Here is a 16,330-nt window from a genome sequence, read left to right as displayed (position 1 = left end):
TCGAGCTATATACGTCCAACCCGCTTACATTTGCCTTATGATGCGTTAATTTCGTAAACTTGCGGTGAGACAATGGAGAACAACGCACGCCCGAACCAACACCTTCGTAAACCATCCGCCTTTGCCGGTGGCCGTCAGCAGGCTGGTAATCACTGGCTCGATACAGGCCTTGGTAAATTACCACCACAGGCGCTCGACCTTGAAGAGGCTGTTCTGGGCGCGTTAATGATCGAAAAGGACGCATTATCATCTGTTGTTGACATTCTTAAACCCGAGACGTTTTACAAAGAAGCCCATCAACGGATTTACAATGCTATTCTGACGCTTTTTGGCAATTCCGATCCGATCGATTTGTTAACTGTTACGCAACAATTGCGTAAAACAGGTGAGATTGAGGTGGTTGGCGGTGCCGGTTTCGTATCGGAATTAACCTTCCGGGTCAACTCTGCCGCCAACATCGAGTACCATGCCCGGATCGTTTCGGAGCAAGCGCTTAAACGCGCGCTGATCGCGATGTCGTCGACCATTCTTCGCGACGCCTACGAAGATACGACCGACGTTTTTGAGCTGCTGGACCGTACCGAACAATCGCTCTTCAAGATTTCGGAATCGAATATCAAGAAGAACTACGCCGACATGAGCACTATTGTTCGGATGGCGTTGAATGAACTTGAAACCAAAAAAAATCAGGAGGGCTTAACGGGTGTTCCTTCAGGATTTACTCAACTCGACCGGGTCACGTCAGGCTGGCAACCTACCGAACTCATCATCCTGGCGGCTAGGCCAGCCATGGGAAAAACTGCGTTTGTAGTTTCGGCTCTTCGAAATGCCGCTGTTGACCATGGAAAGCCGGTAGCTATTTTCTCGCTGGAGATGTCGTCGGTCCAGTTGGTCAACCGTCTTATTTCGGCCGAAGCCGAGATCGATTCGGAAAAAATCCGGAAAGGTACGCTGGCTCCCCATGAATGGACGCAGTTGCACCATAAAATTCAGCGACTGACCGAAGCACCTATTTTTATCGATGATACCCCTGCCCTATCCATTCTGGAACTCCGGGCAAAATGTCGCCGACTAAAAGCACAGCACGACATTCAAATGGTGGTCATTGATTACCTTCAGTTGATGTCGGGTGATACATCAGGCCGGGCGGGCGGAAACCGTGAACAGGAAATTGCCTCGATTTCGCGGGCACTGAAAAATCTGGCTAAAGAATTAAACGTGCCCGTCATTGCGCTTTCCCAGTTGAGCCGGGCCGTTGAAACGCGGGGTGGTGATAAGAAACCGCAACTTTCCGACCTTCGGGAATCGGGATCTATTGAGCAGGACGCCGACATGGTCTGCTTCTTGTACCGTCCTGAATATTACAACATTACACAGGACGAAAACGGTAACTCGACAGCCGGTATTGGTGAAGTAATCATTGCGAAAAACCGAAGTGGCTCGCTCGATACCATTCAATTACGGTTTATCAATAAGTTTACGAAATTCTGCGACCTCGATTCGTATTTCGAGCCTGTTCAGGCTCAAGGTTTTGGCGCCAACGTGAATGGGTTAAGTAGTTTCGATGCCCCTCCATCGGCAGGCAGCGTTTTCAAAAGCAAAGCCAACGACATGTCGAATTTTGGGAATGCCGATCCGAGTCAGGAAACGCCGTTCTAGCGTTCACCGATTGTCCTCTATAAGCTTATTTTTGCAGGGCTTACATGGCGTTTAGCCTGAAGCTTATACATTTTCATTCACTCTTTTTCTGTATAGCTTATGAAATATGCTGGTTTACTGGCTGGTTTACTTTTTTGTTTTGTTTTAGCAACCGATGCTCAAACGGTAAGAGGTCTGGACAAAAGTCCGATGGATATGGCCTATTACCCAGACGATTTTGCTCATGATCGTAAGTTTGCCCCAGCCAAAGTAGGCGACAAAGCCTATGCCCGAGTCACCTATAGTCGGCCAGCTAAAAATGGACGTGAGGTAGCGGGTAAATTAATTCCGTACGGCAAAGTATGGCGGGTTGGTGCGAACGAAGCAACCGAGATCAAGTTCTTCATCGATGCTACCATTCAGGGGAAAAAGATTAAAGCGGGCATTTACTCACTGTATGCCATCCCGACTGAAACCGAGTGGACGCTGATTTTCAATTCTGATCTGGATCAATGGGGAGCGTATAGCTACAAACCGGAACTGGACGTACTACGCGTAACGGCACCCGTTAAAAAGTCGGATAGTGTTGTTGAGAACTTTACAATTCAGTTCAAAAAAGCGAACGACAAGCCAACTGAGTCGGTTATGATGCTTGCCTGGGATACGGTGATGGTTGAAGTGCCCATAACTTTTTAGCCAATCCTACAGCCGAAATTGTCAGGTTAACAATGAAACTAAAACGGCCAGCTTTTCTTGAAGAGCTGGCCGTTTTAATTGAAAATGCCTCTTTCCTAGAAATTCGGTTTTAGAAGGTATTTACTGTAGAAATCGTCAATGACCTTAACCGCTTCGGTTGGCGTATCAACCACATTGATCAATTTCATATCTTCTGGGTTGATGTTGTGTTCTTGGCCCAGCATCACATCGGTAATCCAGTCGATCAGGCCCTGCCAGTACGACCGCCCGACCAGTACTATAGGAAAACGCGCAATTTTACGAGTCTGAATCAACGTCATTGCTTCGAATAATTCATCAAGCGTTCCCATACCGCCAGGCATTACGACGAAGCCCTGTGCGTACTTAACGAACATGACTTTCCGCACAAAGAAAAAGTCGAAGTTGATACTTTTATCTGGGTCTATATAGATGTTGCTATGTTGCTCGAAGGGTAGTTTGATATTTAGTCCAACCGATTTTCCACCCTGTTCAAAGGCACCTTTGTTACCGGCTTCCATAATACCCGGTCCTCCTCCCGTAATGACCCCATATCCATGCCGCACCAGTTTGGCCGCAATTTCTTCAGTCATTTTATAGTACTCGCTATCGGGTTTGGTACGAGCCGAACCAAAGATCGATACGCAGGGACCAATCTTGGCCAGTTTATCAAAACCTTCAACGAACTCGGCCAACACCTTAAATATTACCCACGAATCAGCCGTTTTGATTTCATTCCAGTCATGGTCTGTAAACGCTTCTTTAATTCGCTGTTCATCGGGGGTAAGGAGTAACTCGTCGCGCTTAGGTAAATCAGTGGCAATGCGTTCGGTGCTCTGCGCTTCAGAACGGTGAACATTTTCTTTTGTTTCTTCCATTTACATCAATAAAAAAGGCAGTGGGCGCGAAACGTACTCACTTTGTCAGAAATAATACAACCGCCCAACTTACTCAAAAACTGGATTCCAGCTAAACCAGAACTGATTTTTTTAACAGGGCGGATTGTAATAACGATTGTTCAGACAAAAACGTTTCGTCATAAATGTGCATTATAAGCTTTTAATAGCCTCAGCCCATGGTTCATTCACCCGAATAACCTATTGAAGAATAGCGCTTAAGCCAAATATGCTTTAATTTTCGTCTATTGCCTTTGTCATTGGGCATCAATCCTGGCATAAGTTGTAAAAAAATCGATTGAATCGTCCATTTTGACTAAAAAATGCCTAATTTTGCGCTCTGATTTTCACGAACCGACAAATAGTTAAGTTTATACAATCATGGCAGTAACAGAATTAAAGCGCAAAGCTCGTCGGAACCGGGCGATTGCTAATAATAAAACCAATGCGATTAAGCAACTGCTTCGCAAACCCGTTATCAAGAATGTAGACGTAGAAGCGATCAAGGCATCGTTTGCCGAGAAGAAAGCAGCCTAACGAACGGCTCACGTTGACACGAAAGGTTTTGTTATTTAGCCTCGCTTTTTCCGAGCGGGGCTTTTCGTTTCTGAAGGGCTCTTGCCCACTCCCGATCCCGCTTTTTGAGCTCACGGCGAACAAATCGTCGATAATCGATCTGAACCCGGTAACGAACAGCCTGCCCGAACAGCAATAATCCGCCATTGATAAGAATCAGGCCGTAAGTTCCCCATAAAAACCATTGCCGGAAAGGGGCTCCCGACTGATTCGCATCGGCGGCTACACTAAACACACACAGGCCAATACTAAACAGAATTAGCCCCAACGTGACAAAAATCAGTCCCTTGGTACGGGTACTCATGCGTTTGACTAATCGTTGGCCGGGTGGTTTAGCAAGCTTGGTCATCGGATGGTAGACTGTTTATTATACTAACAACTGATTAACGAAATTCGTTAACATAGGCGTCTTCTTCGGCGAATATAAATAGTTTACAGATAAACGATCGTCAGTTTAGGCATCTGGCAAACGGGAATGGCAAATTCGTCTGTTTTCAACCTATTAAACTGTTACGATGGGTATTCGATACTGGCACCGGTTTCCCTAAACTCTTTTGGCTCCCGTATCCGTTTCCACCCTTCACTTAAAAAGCCTATACCATATCCAATGAGTTGGGTAAATGCGGCTTCTACGCTTAACAGTCCTACTTTAAAGCTCTTTTCTTTCCGGGTGGCATCAATCAGAATAAGAAGGGCAATCAAGCCTACAACCCCAATTGCCAAACCAAACAGGATGGGACTAATCAATGCCCACAACGGAATAGAAAAAACAAACAGTGTAAACAACGCCGGAATGGCATGTACCAGCTTTAGTTCGCTGGGATAATAGCGCGAAATATTGATTCTGGCCCGCCCAAAAAAACGAAGTTGCCGAAAGAATTGGCCAAAATCCGTTCGGCGTTTGTGGTAAATAAACGCTTCAGGAATTAGACTGGTACGGAAGCCGTTGTCAATAATTCGGATGGCGAACTCGATGTCTTCCCCCATCCGGGTTAGTTTATAGCCACCGATGGTTTCCCATACCTTTCGCGAGAGTCCCATGTTAAAGCTTCGCGGATGGTAGGTTCCACCCAGGTTTTTCTTACTCCCACGTATGCCCCCCGTTGTAAAGGGCGATGTCATTGAATAGCTGATGGCTCGCTGAACAGGGGTAAAATCTGGATGCGCTTTATCGGGTCCGCCGTATGCATCCAGCTTATCACGGGCAATTCGTTCGTTGACAACGGCAAAATAATGATCAGGAACGAGGGCGTCAGAATCAAAAATCACGAAGTAATCGCCCTTAGCCCGTTCAAAACCGTAATTACGGGTAAATCCCTGCCCTGAGTTGGGTTTAAAATAATACCGTATGTCCAGTCGATTCCCAAACGCTTCCACCACCTCATCGGCTTTTTCCCGAGACCCGTCTTCGATGACGAGCACTTCAAACTGGTCATACGTCTGCTTCGTCAGGCTCTCTAAAAGCTCGCGCAACTCGTCTGGACGATTGTAGACCGGTATGATGACGGAGAAGAACATAAGAATGAATAATGGATAATTTACAATGAAAAATGGACTCTTTTAAAATCTCATTGTCCATTTTTCATTGTAAATTATCCATTACGACCTGAAGGCTTTCTTCGTTGGCCTGAATGATCTGATCGACGAGGTCGTCGGTTAACGCGATGGATAGGAACAGGCTTTCGAACTGCGAGGGTGCCAAATAGACTCCACGATCCAGCATGGCGTGAAAATACCGCCCGAACATCGGCAGGTTGCAGGACTTGGCATCCGAAAAATTCGACACGGTTCGCTCCGTCATAAACAGGGTAAACATGGAGCCGATATGGTTGATCGTATAGTTTAGCCCTGCTTTTTGTAAGCCATTGCGAAAGCCGGTCACCAGTTTATCTCCAATGCTTTCCAGGCGCGTATAAACCTCCGGGTGTTCATTCAGGTAGTGCAACATCGCCATACCGGCCGACATCGCTATTGGATTACCCGATAACGTACCAGCCTGATAAACTGGTCCGGCTGGCGACACTTGATTCATAATATCCGCTCGACCACCGTAAGCACCTACGGGCATTCCTCCCCCAATAATTTTTCCCATTGTGGTCAGATCGGGCGTAATACCCAAACGCTCCTGAGCTCCCCCTTTTGCCAATCGGAAACCGGTCATCACTTCGTCAAAAATCAACAGAGCACCGTACTTATCGCATAACGATCGAACACCTTCCAGAAAGCCAGGTTCTGGCAATACACAACCCATATTACCGACTACAGGCTCCAGAATTACGGCTGCTACCTGATTCTGATTATTTTCAAATAAGGCTTCAACCGCTGACAGGTCATTGAAGGGAGCCGTCAACGTATCAGCGGCTGTCGCTTTTGTTACACCAGGACTATCGGGTATACCCATCGTCATGGCTCCACTACCGGCAGCAATCAGAAATGAATCGCCATGACCGTGGTAACAGCCTTCAAACTTGATCATTTTATCTCGTCCGGTAAAGCCTCGGGCCACCCGAATAGCCGCCATGGTGGCTTCGGTACCGGAGTTTACCATCCGAACCTTCTCGACCGAAGGCATCATCGACGTAATAAGTTCGGCCATTTCGACTTCCTTGCGCGTCGGTGCGCCAAACGAAAAGGAGAACTGAATTGCATCACGCACGGCCTTTTCGACTGGCTCAAATGCATGACCCAGAATCATCGGCCCCCAGGAGTTGATCAGTTCAATATACTGACGCCCATCTTCATCATACAGGTATGGCCCTTTTGCTGATTTGATAAACAGCGGAGATCCACCAACTGCCCGAAAGGCACGTACTGGAGAGTTTACGCCCCCCGGAATAAGCGTTTTCGCTTTTTCAAATAATTGTTCGCTCGTCGTCATTTCTACGAATGTAGAATGATTGAATGATAGAATGATTGAATAGGCTCTCTTTCCACCTATTCAATCATTCTATCATTCAATCATTCATTAATTAACTTTGACCAGCTTCCCGTCTTCAAACTTCACGATGGGAACGATCTGGTTTTCATTGGATTGTGAATAATCAAATCCGGAAAGGAGGTAGTCGTCTGTATCTGAGTGCAACGCACCGCGATTCCGGGACAACAGTGTGTTTTTGGCTAGTTGGCGTCCGAAGAACAGCATCATATCGTACCCTTCGCTGGCAAAGACCGATGGGATGGTATTCCGTTTGGCAACATACTGTTCCTGAAAGGTAACCACTGGATCACGCGTGGCATCTATATAATCGGGATACAGTAGATAAACATCCCGCCGGGCAAACGTCGATGCCGGAATGCGGTAAAAATCGAAAGCAGAGGCTGTCGTCAGCAGAGGACCACTCACATGACGACGGTTGAGTGCATCGAGCATTCGATTACCCTCTTCGTCGTTACTGCTGGCAAAGAAAACATGACCTAACGGAATGGCCTGGGTTGTTGATACGGGTCGGGATGTGCTGGCGCTGGCACTGGCCGCTCCACTACCGGTCAACTGCATAGCATCGGCCATCGATTGTACGCTACCACTTATTTTCCGAACATCAACTAACTGATAATTCTGCTGTTTCAACTCATTCACATAGGCCATTGCCAGTAGCGAATCCCTTCGTGAAGAACCGTAATAAACAGCTACCCGACGTCCGCCATTCAGGTTCCGGGCATGTTCGGCCAGTTTATGAGCCTGTTGATTGAGTGAGGGTTGCGCCAGAAACGACAGGGGTTGATTGACTACTAAATCGCTGCTGGTAGCAATTGGATTCAGCAACACAATATTGCTCTGGTTTGCATACGCCGAAGCAATCCGGTTCGGTTCGATGTACAGCGGCCCAATGATCAGATCCGTTTGCGCAAACGCAGGGCTATTGACTAGTTCAAGGGTTTTGTTGGCATCATTGTCTACGTCATAAGCAAACAAATTGACCGTGATGCCTTCTTCCTGAAGCTTGGTTTTTGCCATTTTGATCCCGTCGTAGAGATCATACACATACTGATTGGATCGGTTCCTTTTTTCTGAATCGAAGTCATCCAATCGAAACGGAAACATTACTGCAATGTTGTAATATCCCTTGGTCCGGTTGGTACGGACAGACATGGCCGAGCGGCCAGTAGTGGATGTTCCGGTGGTCGATGAGGTAGTGGCCGGTTGTGTCGTCGCTACGCCAGGAACGCCAAATCGATTGGTCAGCCGGTCCGACAGTTCCAGATCATCCTTGTCGCTGGCAGTCCGCTGAATCAGGTCAATTAATGTCAACCCAACAACTCGGTCGTTTGGGAAAGCCTTATTGAGTTCCTTCAGGCGGTTCAAATCGGTGATCTTCGGGATAAAGGCCTGCTCCAGTTTCGTTACATCAGTACGCAAAGCCGGATCGGTGATCTGCTGAATAGCCGTCAGTGCATCGTCATACTGTCCTGTCTCCATCGACACCGCTGCCAGTAAGTAATTGGCGTCACTCATCTTTCGCCAATCGGGGAAAAGGTCAGCAAGCTGCCGAAGGGCTAACCGGGCCTGTGGAAAATTCTTCTGTCGGTAAGCGGCCAGGGCGTAATAATAACTCGCATAGGGGGCCAACGAACCCCGTTGCTGGATAATCCCATTCAGTTCTGTTTTCGCCCGATCATAATCCCCAGCCACTACTTTTTTGACAGCTGCCGTATACCGTCTCTGGGCTTCGGGCGAAACCTGAGCCAGCATGGGTACTTGGGTCAGCAATATTAACAAGCTGATCAATATGAATTTAACCAAACACAATTTATGGGTCATGTCTTTTAGGTTAATGCACAAAAGCAACGCGATGGCGTTGCTTTTGTTATCAAAAGTCGTCAGTCTACGGTCATTAGTCAAGACTATCTTAACCAATGGAAGCTCATCTTCGACTTATTTTTTAGATTTTGGTTTGCGCTGTGCTTCCTCAGCCTGTTTACGTGCCTCATCAGCAGCGGCTAACTGACGTTGTAACAGCGCCTGAAATCCTCCGGGTTTCTTACCTTGCCCCGACGCATTCTTCCGCCGGTTATCCTCCAGCAACGCTTTAATTTTATCTTCATCGACAAATCGCCGAATGAGCTGTTGCTGCGTAATGGTCACGATGTTCGATACAAAATAGTAGAACGTCAACCCTGCTGGATACGAGTTCAGAACGAACATGAACATCAGTGGGAAGATATAGCTCAGGGCTTTCATGTTTACAGGTCCCGGCTGCGTCGGCGTAGTCTGGTTATTGTAGTACGCGTACGCAATCGAAGACGCGGTCATCAGCACCGTGAATAAGCTCAGGTGGCTACCAATAAACGGAATTGTCGGAAACTTCAGGAATGCATCGTAGGTCGACAGGTCACCGGCCCACAAAAATTCCTTCTGACGTAGCTCAATCAGGTTTGGGAAGAGCATAAACAGTGCAAACAGGATCGGCATGGTAGCCACAACCGGCACACATCCACTCAATGGGCTCACACCCACCTCCTGGTACAACTTCATCTGCTCCGATTGCTGCTTGGCCATATCGTCGCCAACTCGATCTTTAATCTCGTTAATTTCTGGCGCCAACACCCTCATTTTGGCCATACTCACGTACGACTTATAGGTTAACGGTGTTAGAATCAGTTTCACGAATACCACCAGTGCAATAATCAACAGCCCGTAGTTTGAAATAAACTTCTCCAGAAAGTTGAATACTGGCACAAAGAAGTACTTGTTAATCGGCTTCAGGATTGAATAACCCAGATACACATTCCGATCAAATTCTGGAGCAATGTCGCCTAGTAACTGAAACTTATTGGGGCCGTAGTAGAATTTATATTGTCCTTTTCCAGCCTTCACATCTGCTATCGGTAGCATCACATCAGCGATGGCCGTCTTTACGACACTGCTATCCGTCGGATCGACCAACGTTTTGAAGTTGGCTTTCGGCATGGGTGCATGCTTATCGATGAAGCCCGACAGGAAGTACTTATGTTTGATAGTAAACCACTGTACGGGTTCTTCGAGCGAAGCCTCCTGATTACTTTCCCCTTCGGTCAGACTTTCGAAATTTTCGTCCGCTGTCAGGTAGTTGATGGTAGCAGCCCGGCGGTTATTGGCCAGGTCGTTTTCATACTGCCGCATCTTATCTTCCCAGAAGAATCGGATGTCGCCAGTACCAACGCTGTTTGTCAATCCATTTAATTTCAGGTCATAGTCGATAACATACCCTTCGGCCGGGATGGTATAGACCTGTTCAACCGCTTGTCCGGGTGCCACTTCGGCCCGAAATACGACTTGCTGAGCCTGACCGCCAACAGTACCATTCTGAGCCGTTGTCTGGTAATACAGTTGATGTAGGTTTACCTTACCCCGTTGGGTAGGCAATTCAAGAAGCGTTTTGCTGCTTTTCTCATCAACCAGAACAAGCGGCTTCTGATCGAAGGTTTTGTAGTTTTTCAGCACTACTTCTTTTACCCGACCTCCCCAGGTGCTAAAGGTTATTTTGAGGTCTTTATTTTCAACAGTAATATCACGAGCTTCTCCGGTTGCAACAGTGGCAAAATCACCAAATTGAGCTTTGGCAGCGGCTGAGTCGAGCGGTTGTTCTGCTTTATTTATGGCAGCTTCTGCGCCAGAAGCCGATTTCGGTTTCGTGGTTTGTGTTTTTTGGGCCGGTTCCTTTTCGGGAGCGGGTTTCGGTACCAAAAGCTGGTAGCCGACCAGCATCGCCAGAATCAGGACAATGCCAATGAGTTGATTACGATCCATTTAGTTGGTAGTCGATAGTCGTCAGGCATTCGTCATTGACAGGTTAGAAAGAAACACTGACGACTACTGACTGGTGACTATCGACTTTTTTCTTGCAAAATTACGGTAAACCGGGCGCTTAATCAACCACGTCGGCAGTTTCTACACGGGCGGTTGCAATGTCGGATGAAGTAGGCGGTGCGGCCTTTTTCTGTTGGCTATAGGTCAGCGCAGCCTTTACAAACTGGACAAACAGCGGATGCGGGCTCATAACGGTACTTTTCAGTTCAGGGTGAAACTGTACCCCAACATACCAGGGATGGGTTTTCTGCGAAAGTTCAACAATTTCGACCAGTCCTGTTTCTGGGTTAATCCCGGTTGGCATCAAACCTGCTTTTTCAAAAGCCTGCAGATAATCGTTGTTGAATTCGTACCGATGCCGATGCCGTTCGCTGATCTGCGTTTTTCCGTAGATTTGATAGGCCAGTGAATCACGTTTCAGTTTGCAGCCATAGGCACCCAACCGCATCGTTCCCCCTTTGTCGGTAACGTTTTTCTGGGCTTCCATCATGCTGATGACCGGATTGGCCGTATCGGGTTCCATTTCGGTCGAGTGTGCATCCTCAATACCCATGACGTTCCGAGCGTATTCAATTACCGCCATTTGCATACCTAAACAAATGCCCAGGAACGGAATACCCTGTTCACGTACAAACCGTACTGCATTAATTTTCCCTTCGATTCCCCGCTCGCCAAAACCGGGGGCAACCAGTACAGCATCCAGTTGACTGAGCACATCGGCACAGTGGTGCTCATCGACCAGCGTTTCGGATTGTATCCACTCCAGTTGCACCTTGCACTCGTTAGCAGCTCCGGCATGAATAAACGACTCCGCAATCGACTTGTAGGCATCGTGCAATTCGACGTATTTACCGACAAGCCCGATCCGAATAATATCTCCCGGATTTTTGAGTCGCGCCAGAAAGCTTTTCCAGGCATCCAGGTCGGCATCCTTGTCGTTGTAGAGGTCCATCATGTACAGCGCCCGCTGATCGAGACGCTCCTTCTGCATGAGCAGGGGTACATCGTAAATCGTCTCAGCGTCGATGGCTTCGATTACCGAACTGACCTGTACGTTACAGAACAGGGCAATTTTCCGGCGAATCTCCTGCGGCAATGGATGCTCGGTCCGGCAAACGATGATATCCGGTTGAACACCATTTTCGAGCAGCATCCGCACCGAGTGTTGGGTCGGCTTGGTCTTCAGCTCACCCGCCGATTGCAGATACGGTACCAGCGTGAGGTGAATCACGAGGGTGTCGTGTTCGCCCAGTTCAAATTTCAACTGGCGAACGGCCTCAACAAACGGCAGCGATTCAATATCCCCAACGCAGCCACCGATTTCAGTGATCACAATATCGTACTCGCCGGTTTCGCCCAGCAGCCGGATATTCCGTTTGATTTCGTCGGTGATGTGCGGGACAACCTGAACGGTTTTCCCAAGGAAATCCCCTCGGCGTTCGCGCGTGATGACGTTGTTGTAAATACGCCCAGTGGTGATATTGTTGGCCTGCGATGTAGGCCGATTCAGGAAACGCTCGTAATGACCTAAATCGAGGTCGGTTTCAGCGCCATCGTCGGTTACATAGCACTCGCCGTGTTCATAGGGATTGAGCGTACCGGGGTCAATGTTGATGTACGGATCGAATTTCTGGATTGTTACCGTAAGTCCCCGAGCCTGAAGCAGTTTGGCCAGTGAAGAGGCAATGATGCCCTTACCTAGTGATGAAGTTACCCCGCCCGTAACAAATATGTATTTTGCGGATTTGGGTCCCGTAGCCGCCATGTCTTTAACGTGTTTTGGTCGTTACGGGATGTAAAAGTACAGCAAAAAAGGGACGAATGGAAAAAAGGTGAAAGGAAAAGTTAGTAGCGTTTCGGCAGCCTATTATACATCCAACTGATCTGCCGAGGGTTAGCGAAAAAAATTATTTTTTAAGATTCTGACTTTGTAAAAACAGCATTAAGATTCCCTGATTTTCTGCTTATGTGCCTTTCCCCAGTCGATCATGGCCTGAATTACACCACCAAGCGACTTGCAATACTCCGTTGATGTGTACTCTACTAAAACCGGCGTATCAGGGTAGACGGTACGAACGATCAGCTTGTTCATTTCTAATTCTTTCAACTCACGCGACAGCATTCGAGTTGTGATGCCCGGAATACTCCGTTCGATTTCCCGAAAGCGTTTATTTCCATTGCAAATGGCGTTGATGATCGGCAGTTTCCACTTCCCTCCGATCACATAAATTGTATCCTGTAAGGCATTTAATTCTTCACCATGATTTCTAGTTGATACCTGTTTTGCCATTTTAGAATCTGGTATACTCTGTGATACTGGTTACAAAGGTATATCATATTCAACATACTTTTGCTCGTCTATTAAGATATTCTGAAGAAAATGAGCAAAACAATTTTTATTACAGGCACAAGTACTGGTCTGGGAAAAGCCAGTGCCAAATTTTTTTCTGAACAAGGCTGGCAGGTGGCCGCTACGATGCGTTCGCCGGAGAAAGAAACCGAACTAACGCAACTTTCGAACATCGCCGTATTCAAACTGGATGTAACCGATGTCGATCAGGTAAAGGAGGCCGTAAAACAGACAATCGATCGGTTTGGGAAAATAGATGTTGTGCTGAACAATGCCGGTACAGGCGTGTACGGAGCTTTGGAACTAGCCAGAGAAGATGCTATTGACTGGCAGTTTGCCGTCAATACCCGAGGACCGATTAATGTAATCCGGGCTTTTCTTCCCCACTTTCGGGCCAATGGCGGTGGAAAATTTATCAACGTAAGCTCCTTCATGGGCTTAACCACAGCTGTCCCCTTAGGCTCACTCTATAATATGTCCAAATTTGCATTGGAAGGGCTGACTGAGGGATTATTTTATGAATTGAAGCCGTTGAATATTGATTTACACCTGATCGAACAGGGTGGTTCAACGGATAATAATTTTGTCAACAATGTGATCTGGAGTACTGACCCAACCATCTCGGCTTACGATGGCCTCCTGGCTAAGCTAAAACACATGATGGAGCATGCCGACGATAGTCTAAAGGATGACACGTTGACGATAGTCAAGGAAATTTATAAACTCGCAACGGGCGAAAGTAAAAAATTTCGAACGGTTATTGGCACTATGGGCAATCAGTTGCTTTCCATGCGAAACACAATACCTATTGAGGAATATCTCGAAAAAATCGCTATGAATTTTGCCTAATTATCAGACAGCTATACTTTCTAAACAGAAAAGCGCAGAGGTTTCCCTGCGCTTTTCTGTTTAGAAAGCTGATACTACTTATCCTGCTTTAGTTCACGCTCTTCGTATGCCAGGTTATATTGCTTGAGCACATCAGCCGGAACGCCATCCCACTGGTTGGGGACGTTACCAACATAGCCCAAATCTTTGATCCCCATCTGGCTGGTATAAAAGCCGGAAGCGGTCATGTTCCGCATCATCGAGAAGAACGCAACGCCCTGCGATAATTCTGGTTTCACTTTCGAGGGATAGGCAATCTGATCGACGAGTTCGATTTGCTGTGCTTTTGTACACTGCACGAATGGCTTCCCGTACCGTTTTACACACGTATTGTCGAGCCACTTTATGCCGCCACGCATGGGCGTCTGGTTGCGGGGCTGATCCTTCATCATAAATTCGATGAATGCCGGTACACCCGCCTGCGAGGCACTTCCCGAATGTTCATCAGCCGGAATAATGATATCGGACAACACCGTTACCGTCTGCAACTCGTGCGGGGTAAAAAACTTCTCGGCCATCAGCTTCGCATCCCGCTCGGCTTCAAACTTCTGACGCCCACCTGGAATTTTTAAGGGCTTCGGCTCGGGTGGTGCCGGTACAGCAGCCTCGACAGGATTAACCGCCAGTCCAAAACTGGTCAGAGAAAGCGCTTTTAAAGAATCTCTGCGTTTCATAAGTTATAGTAGCTTGGTGTATTGCTGAGCTACACCTGGGTTTAGATATTCTTTTGTTTTACCTGATCGATTAAGTATTCACTGGTACGCATAGAAGACGCCAAAATGGTCCAGGTCACATTTTTATCGCCTTGCGACGGGAATGGAGCCGCATCTACGACAAACAGGTTTTTCACATCGTGCGCCTGCTGATAGCCATTCAAAACAGAGTTTTTAGGATCTTTACCCATGCGGGCTGTTCCGACTTCGTGGATGATTAACCCAGGAGCGGCCAGACCATAATTATTGGATGCATTTGGTTTATCGCCCAGTGCAATACCACCCATCGAGTGAATGATTTCCTCAAACGTTTCCTGCATGTGCTTGGCCTGTTTGATCTCATAGTCGGACCATTTATAATTGAAGCGCAGCACCGGAATACCATATTTGTCGACTACGTTCGGATCGATTTCGCAGTAGTTGCTTTCGAGAGGCACGGGCTCACCTCGCCCCGCCATGCCGACATAGGCACCATAGAACCGCCGGTAATCATCTTTCAAACTAGCGCCGTAGCCTCCGCCCGGTTTCATCTTTCCATCCCGACCGGGAATCATTCCGTTCATAGCTTCAATACCCCAGCCGAAACCATAAGCAGGCATACCCATACCGCCCCAGTACTCGATGTGATACCCACGCGGGAAATCCAGTTTCTTATTATCGAGCCACCAGGGTGTAAAGACGTGCATACCACCTACGCCGTCTTCATTGTACCGCTTGCGGTCCATTAGCGCCGGAACAAACGCGGATCTTGATGCGCCCGTTGAGTCGTTGATGTATTTCCCAACAACGCCACTCGTATTGGCCAGACCTCTCTGGAAACGGCTCGATTTGGAGTTGAGTAGCAAACGGGCCGTTTCACCAGCACTGGCCGCTAGTACAACCGTTTTGGCTTTTACCGTAATCTCCTGCAAGCTTTGCGTATCCACGTAACTAACACCCGTTGCCAGTCCGGTGGTTGGATCGGTCAGCACTTCACGCACCATTGCGCCGTTGATGAGCGTTACATTACCCGTTTTGAGAGCAGGCTTCACCAATACCGACGACGACGAGAAGTCGGCATAGGCCTGACAGGCGCGTCCGCACTGACTACAGTAGAAACACTGGCCACGCTCGTTGTTGATGGGCTTGGTCAGAATGGATAAACGCGACGGAATCACCGGAATACCGATGCTCCGGGCACCTTTCCGAATCATCAGCTCGTGAAGCCGTGGCTTAGGCGGTGGCAGGAAGATTCCATCGGGTTCAGACGGCATATTTTCAACGGAGCCAAAAACGCCAATCAATCGGTCGACGCGATCATAGAAAGGTTTGAGATCATCGTAGCCGATGGGCCAGTCTTCCCCAACACCGGTCATACTTTTACGCCGAAAATCGTCGGGAGCAAAGCGAAGCGAAATCCGGCCCCAGTGGTTGGTACGACCTCCCAGCATCCGGGAGCGAAACCATTGAAAATCCGATCCTTTTACGTTAGTATACGGTTCACCTTCAATTTCCCAGCCACCCCAGGCGGCATCGAAATCACCGAACGCACGGGTAGTGCCAGCCCCACGGCGGGGCGACTCCCAGGGCCATTTCAGTTGCGTAATGTATTTCGGATCGGCGGGGTCAAAGTAGCCACCCGCTTCGAGTAATACGACTTTTGCACCAGCTTTCGCCAGTGTGTAAGCCGCCATACCCCCACCAGCTCCTGAGCCAACAATAGCGACATCATATTGGGTAGGAGCTTTTTTAATCTGAAATGAATCCATGAAAATTTTAACGTTTTATC

Annotated in this window: 14 protein-coding genes; 4 read left to right on the top strand and 10 right to left on the bottom strand. The window is 47.9% G+C overall.

The annotated features are described in order from the left end of the window. Positions 1-72 precede the first annotated feature (72 nt). Together dnaB and ACYVFD_RS25310 are read left to right on the top strand one after the other, a co-directional pair. Positions 73-1,659, top strand: coding sequence for a replicative DNA helicase (gene dnaB, locus ACYVFD_RS25315; protein ID WP_461093297.1), 1,587 nt, complete (start codon positions 73-75; stop codon positions 1,657-1,659). Between the two features lie 99 nt (positions 1,660-1,758). After that, positions 1,759-2,334: a DUF2911 domain-containing protein gene (locus ACYVFD_RS25310; RefSeq protein ID WP_461093296.1), complete on the top strand. Its 576-nt coding sequence runs from the start codon at positions 1,759-1,761 to the stop codon at positions 2,332-2,334. A gap of 95 nt (positions 2,335-2,429) precedes the next feature. Here the strand turns inward: ACYVFD_RS25310 and ACYVFD_RS25305 are convergent, their stop codons facing one another. Further along, positions 2,430-3,230, bottom strand: a complete 801-nt coding sequence (locus ACYVFD_RS25305; protein ID WP_461093295.1) for an LOG family protein — start codon at positions 3,228-3,230, stop codon at positions 2,430-2,432. A gap of 399 nt (positions 3,231-3,629) precedes the next feature. Between ACYVFD_RS25305 and ACYVFD_RS25300 the strand changes: the two genes are divergently transcribed. Further along, entirely contained in the window at positions 3,630-3,785 is a 156-nt protein-coding gene (locus tag ACYVFD_RS25300; RefSeq protein ID WP_461093294.1) for a hypothetical protein, read from the top strand. A gap of 31 nt (positions 3,786-3,816) precedes the next feature. Here ACYVFD_RS25300 and ACYVFD_RS25295 read toward each other — a convergent pair whose 3' ends face one another. The 7 genes from ACYVFD_RS25295 to ACYVFD_RS25265 form a co-directional block, all read right to left on the bottom strand. Continuing rightward, positions 3,817-4,173, bottom strand: coding sequence for a hypothetical protein (locus tag ACYVFD_RS25295; protein ID WP_461093293.1), 357 nt, complete (start codon positions 4,171-4,173; stop codon positions 3,817-3,819). Between the two features lie 161 nt (positions 4,174-4,334). Then, entirely contained in the window at positions 4,335-5,342 is a 1,008-nt protein-coding gene (locus ACYVFD_RS25290; protein WP_461093292.1) for a glycosyltransferase family 2 protein, read from the bottom strand. Between the two features lie 64 nt (positions 5,343-5,406). Next, entirely contained in the window at positions 5,407-6,702 is a 1,296-nt protein-coding gene (gene hemL / locus ACYVFD_RS25285) for a glutamate-1-semialdehyde 2,1-aminomutase (protein ID WP_461093291.1), read from the bottom strand. A gap of 87 nt (positions 6,703-6,789) precedes the next feature. Then, positions 6,790-8,514, bottom strand: a complete 1,725-nt coding sequence (locus tag ACYVFD_RS25280; RefSeq protein WP_461093290.1) for a tetratricopeptide repeat protein — start codon at positions 8,512-8,514, stop codon at positions 6,790-6,792. A 183-nt stretch (positions 8,515-8,697) separates the two neighbouring features. After that, positions 8,698-10,551, bottom strand: a complete 1,854-nt coding sequence (gene yidC / locus ACYVFD_RS25275) for a membrane protein insertase YidC (RefSeq protein WP_461093289.1) — start codon at positions 10,549-10,551, stop codon at positions 8,698-8,700. A 118-nt stretch (positions 10,552-10,669) separates the two neighbouring features. Further along, entirely contained in the window at positions 10,670-12,376 is a 1,707-nt protein-coding gene (locus ACYVFD_RS25270; protein WP_461093288.1) for a CTP synthase, read from the bottom strand. Between the two features lie 177 nt (positions 12,377-12,553). Continuing rightward, the gene (locus ACYVFD_RS25265; RefSeq protein WP_461093287.1) at positions 12,554-12,901 is read right to left on the bottom strand and encodes a winged helix-turn-helix transcriptional regulator; all 348 of its coding nucleotides are present in this window, start codon (positions 12,899-12,901) and stop codon (positions 12,554-12,556) included. Positions 12,902-12,991: 90 nt separating this feature from the next. Here ACYVFD_RS25265 and ACYVFD_RS25260 point away from each other — a divergent pair, with 90 nt between their 5' ends. Beyond that, on the top strand, positions 12,992-13,810 hold the full coding sequence (locus ACYVFD_RS25260) for an SDR family oxidoreductase (RefSeq protein WP_461093286.1): 819 nt from the start codon (positions 12,992-12,994) through the stop codon (positions 13,808-13,810). A gap of 74 nt (positions 13,811-13,884) precedes the next feature. Here ACYVFD_RS25260 and ACYVFD_RS25255 read toward each other — a convergent pair whose 3' ends face one another. Further along, positions 13,885-14,523 carry a gluconate 2-dehydrogenase subunit 3 family protein gene (locus tag ACYVFD_RS25255; RefSeq protein ID WP_461093285.1) on the bottom strand — a complete coding sequence of 213 codons (639 nt, stop codon included), beginning with the start codon at positions 14,521-14,523 and terminating at the stop codon, positions 13,885-13,887. Positions 14,524-14,564: 41 nt separating this feature from the next. Then, on the bottom strand, positions 14,565-16,310 hold the full coding sequence (locus ACYVFD_RS25250; protein ID WP_461093284.1) for a GMC family oxidoreductase: 1,746 nt from the start codon (positions 16,308-16,310) through the stop codon (positions 14,565-14,567). Positions 16,311-16,330: the final 20 nt, after the last annotated feature.

It is taken from the genome of Spirosoma gilvum (assembly GCF_054776815.1).
The sequence above is the reverse complement of the archived record's forward strand: the minus strand, read 5'-3'. Positions and strand labels throughout refer to the sequence as shown.

What these genes read in the sequence shown, in the direction of transcription:
- dnaB (WP_461093297.1), top strand. Translation starts at nt 73, where the DNA reads ATGGAGAACAACGCACGCCCGAACCAACACCTTCGTAAACCATCCGCC.
- ACYVFD_RS25310 (WP_461093296.1), top strand. Translation starts at nt 1,759, where the DNA reads ATGAAATATGCTGGTTTACTGGCTGGTTTACTTTTTTGTTTTGTTTTA.
- ACYVFD_RS25305 (WP_461093295.1), bottom strand. Translation starts at nt 3,230, where the DNA reads ATGGAAGAAACAAAAGAAAATGTTCACCGTTCTGAAGCGCAGAGCACC.
- ACYVFD_RS25300 (WP_461093294.1), top strand. Translation starts at nt 3,630, where the DNA reads ATGGCAGTAACAGAATTAAAGCGCAAAGCTCGTCGGAACCGGGCGATT.
- ACYVFD_RS25295 (WP_461093293.1), bottom strand. Translation starts at nt 4,173, where the DNA reads ATGACCAAGCTTGCTAAACCACCCGGCCAACGATTAGTCAAACGCATG.
- ACYVFD_RS25290 (WP_461093292.1), bottom strand. Translation starts at nt 5,342, where the DNA reads ATGTTCTTCTCCGTCATCATACCGGTCTACAATCGTCCAGACGAGTTG.
- hemL (WP_461093291.1), bottom strand. Translation starts at nt 6,702, where the DNA reads ATGACGACGAGCGAACAATTATTTGAAAAAGCGAAAACGCTTATTCCG.
- ACYVFD_RS25280 (WP_461093290.1), bottom strand. Translation starts at nt 8,514, where the DNA reads ATGCTGGCTCAGGTTTCGCCCGAAGCCCAGAGACGGTATACGGCAGCT.
- yidC (WP_461093289.1), bottom strand. Translation starts at nt 10,551, where the DNA reads ATGGATCGTAATCAACTCATTGGCATTGTCCTGATTCTGGCGATGCTG.
- ACYVFD_RS25270 (WP_461093288.1), bottom strand. Translation starts at nt 12,376, where the DNA reads ATGGCGGCTACGGGACCCAAATCCGCAAAATACATATTTGTTACGGGC.
- ACYVFD_RS25265 (WP_461093287.1), bottom strand. Translation starts at nt 12,901, where the DNA reads ATGGCAAAACAGGTATCAACTAGAAATCATGGTGAAGAATTAAATGCC.
- ACYVFD_RS25260 (WP_461093286.1), top strand. Translation starts at nt 12,992, where the DNA reads ATGAGCAAAACAATTTTTATTACAGGCACAAGTACTGGTCTGGGAAAA.
- ACYVFD_RS25255 (WP_461093285.1), bottom strand. Translation starts at nt 14,523, where the DNA reads ATGAAACGCAGAGATTCTTTAAAAGCGCTTTCTCTGACCAGTTTTGGA.
- ACYVFD_RS25250 (WP_461093284.1), bottom strand. Translation starts at nt 16,310, where the DNA reads ATGGATTCATTTCAGATTAAAAAAGCTCCTACCCAATATGATGTCGCT.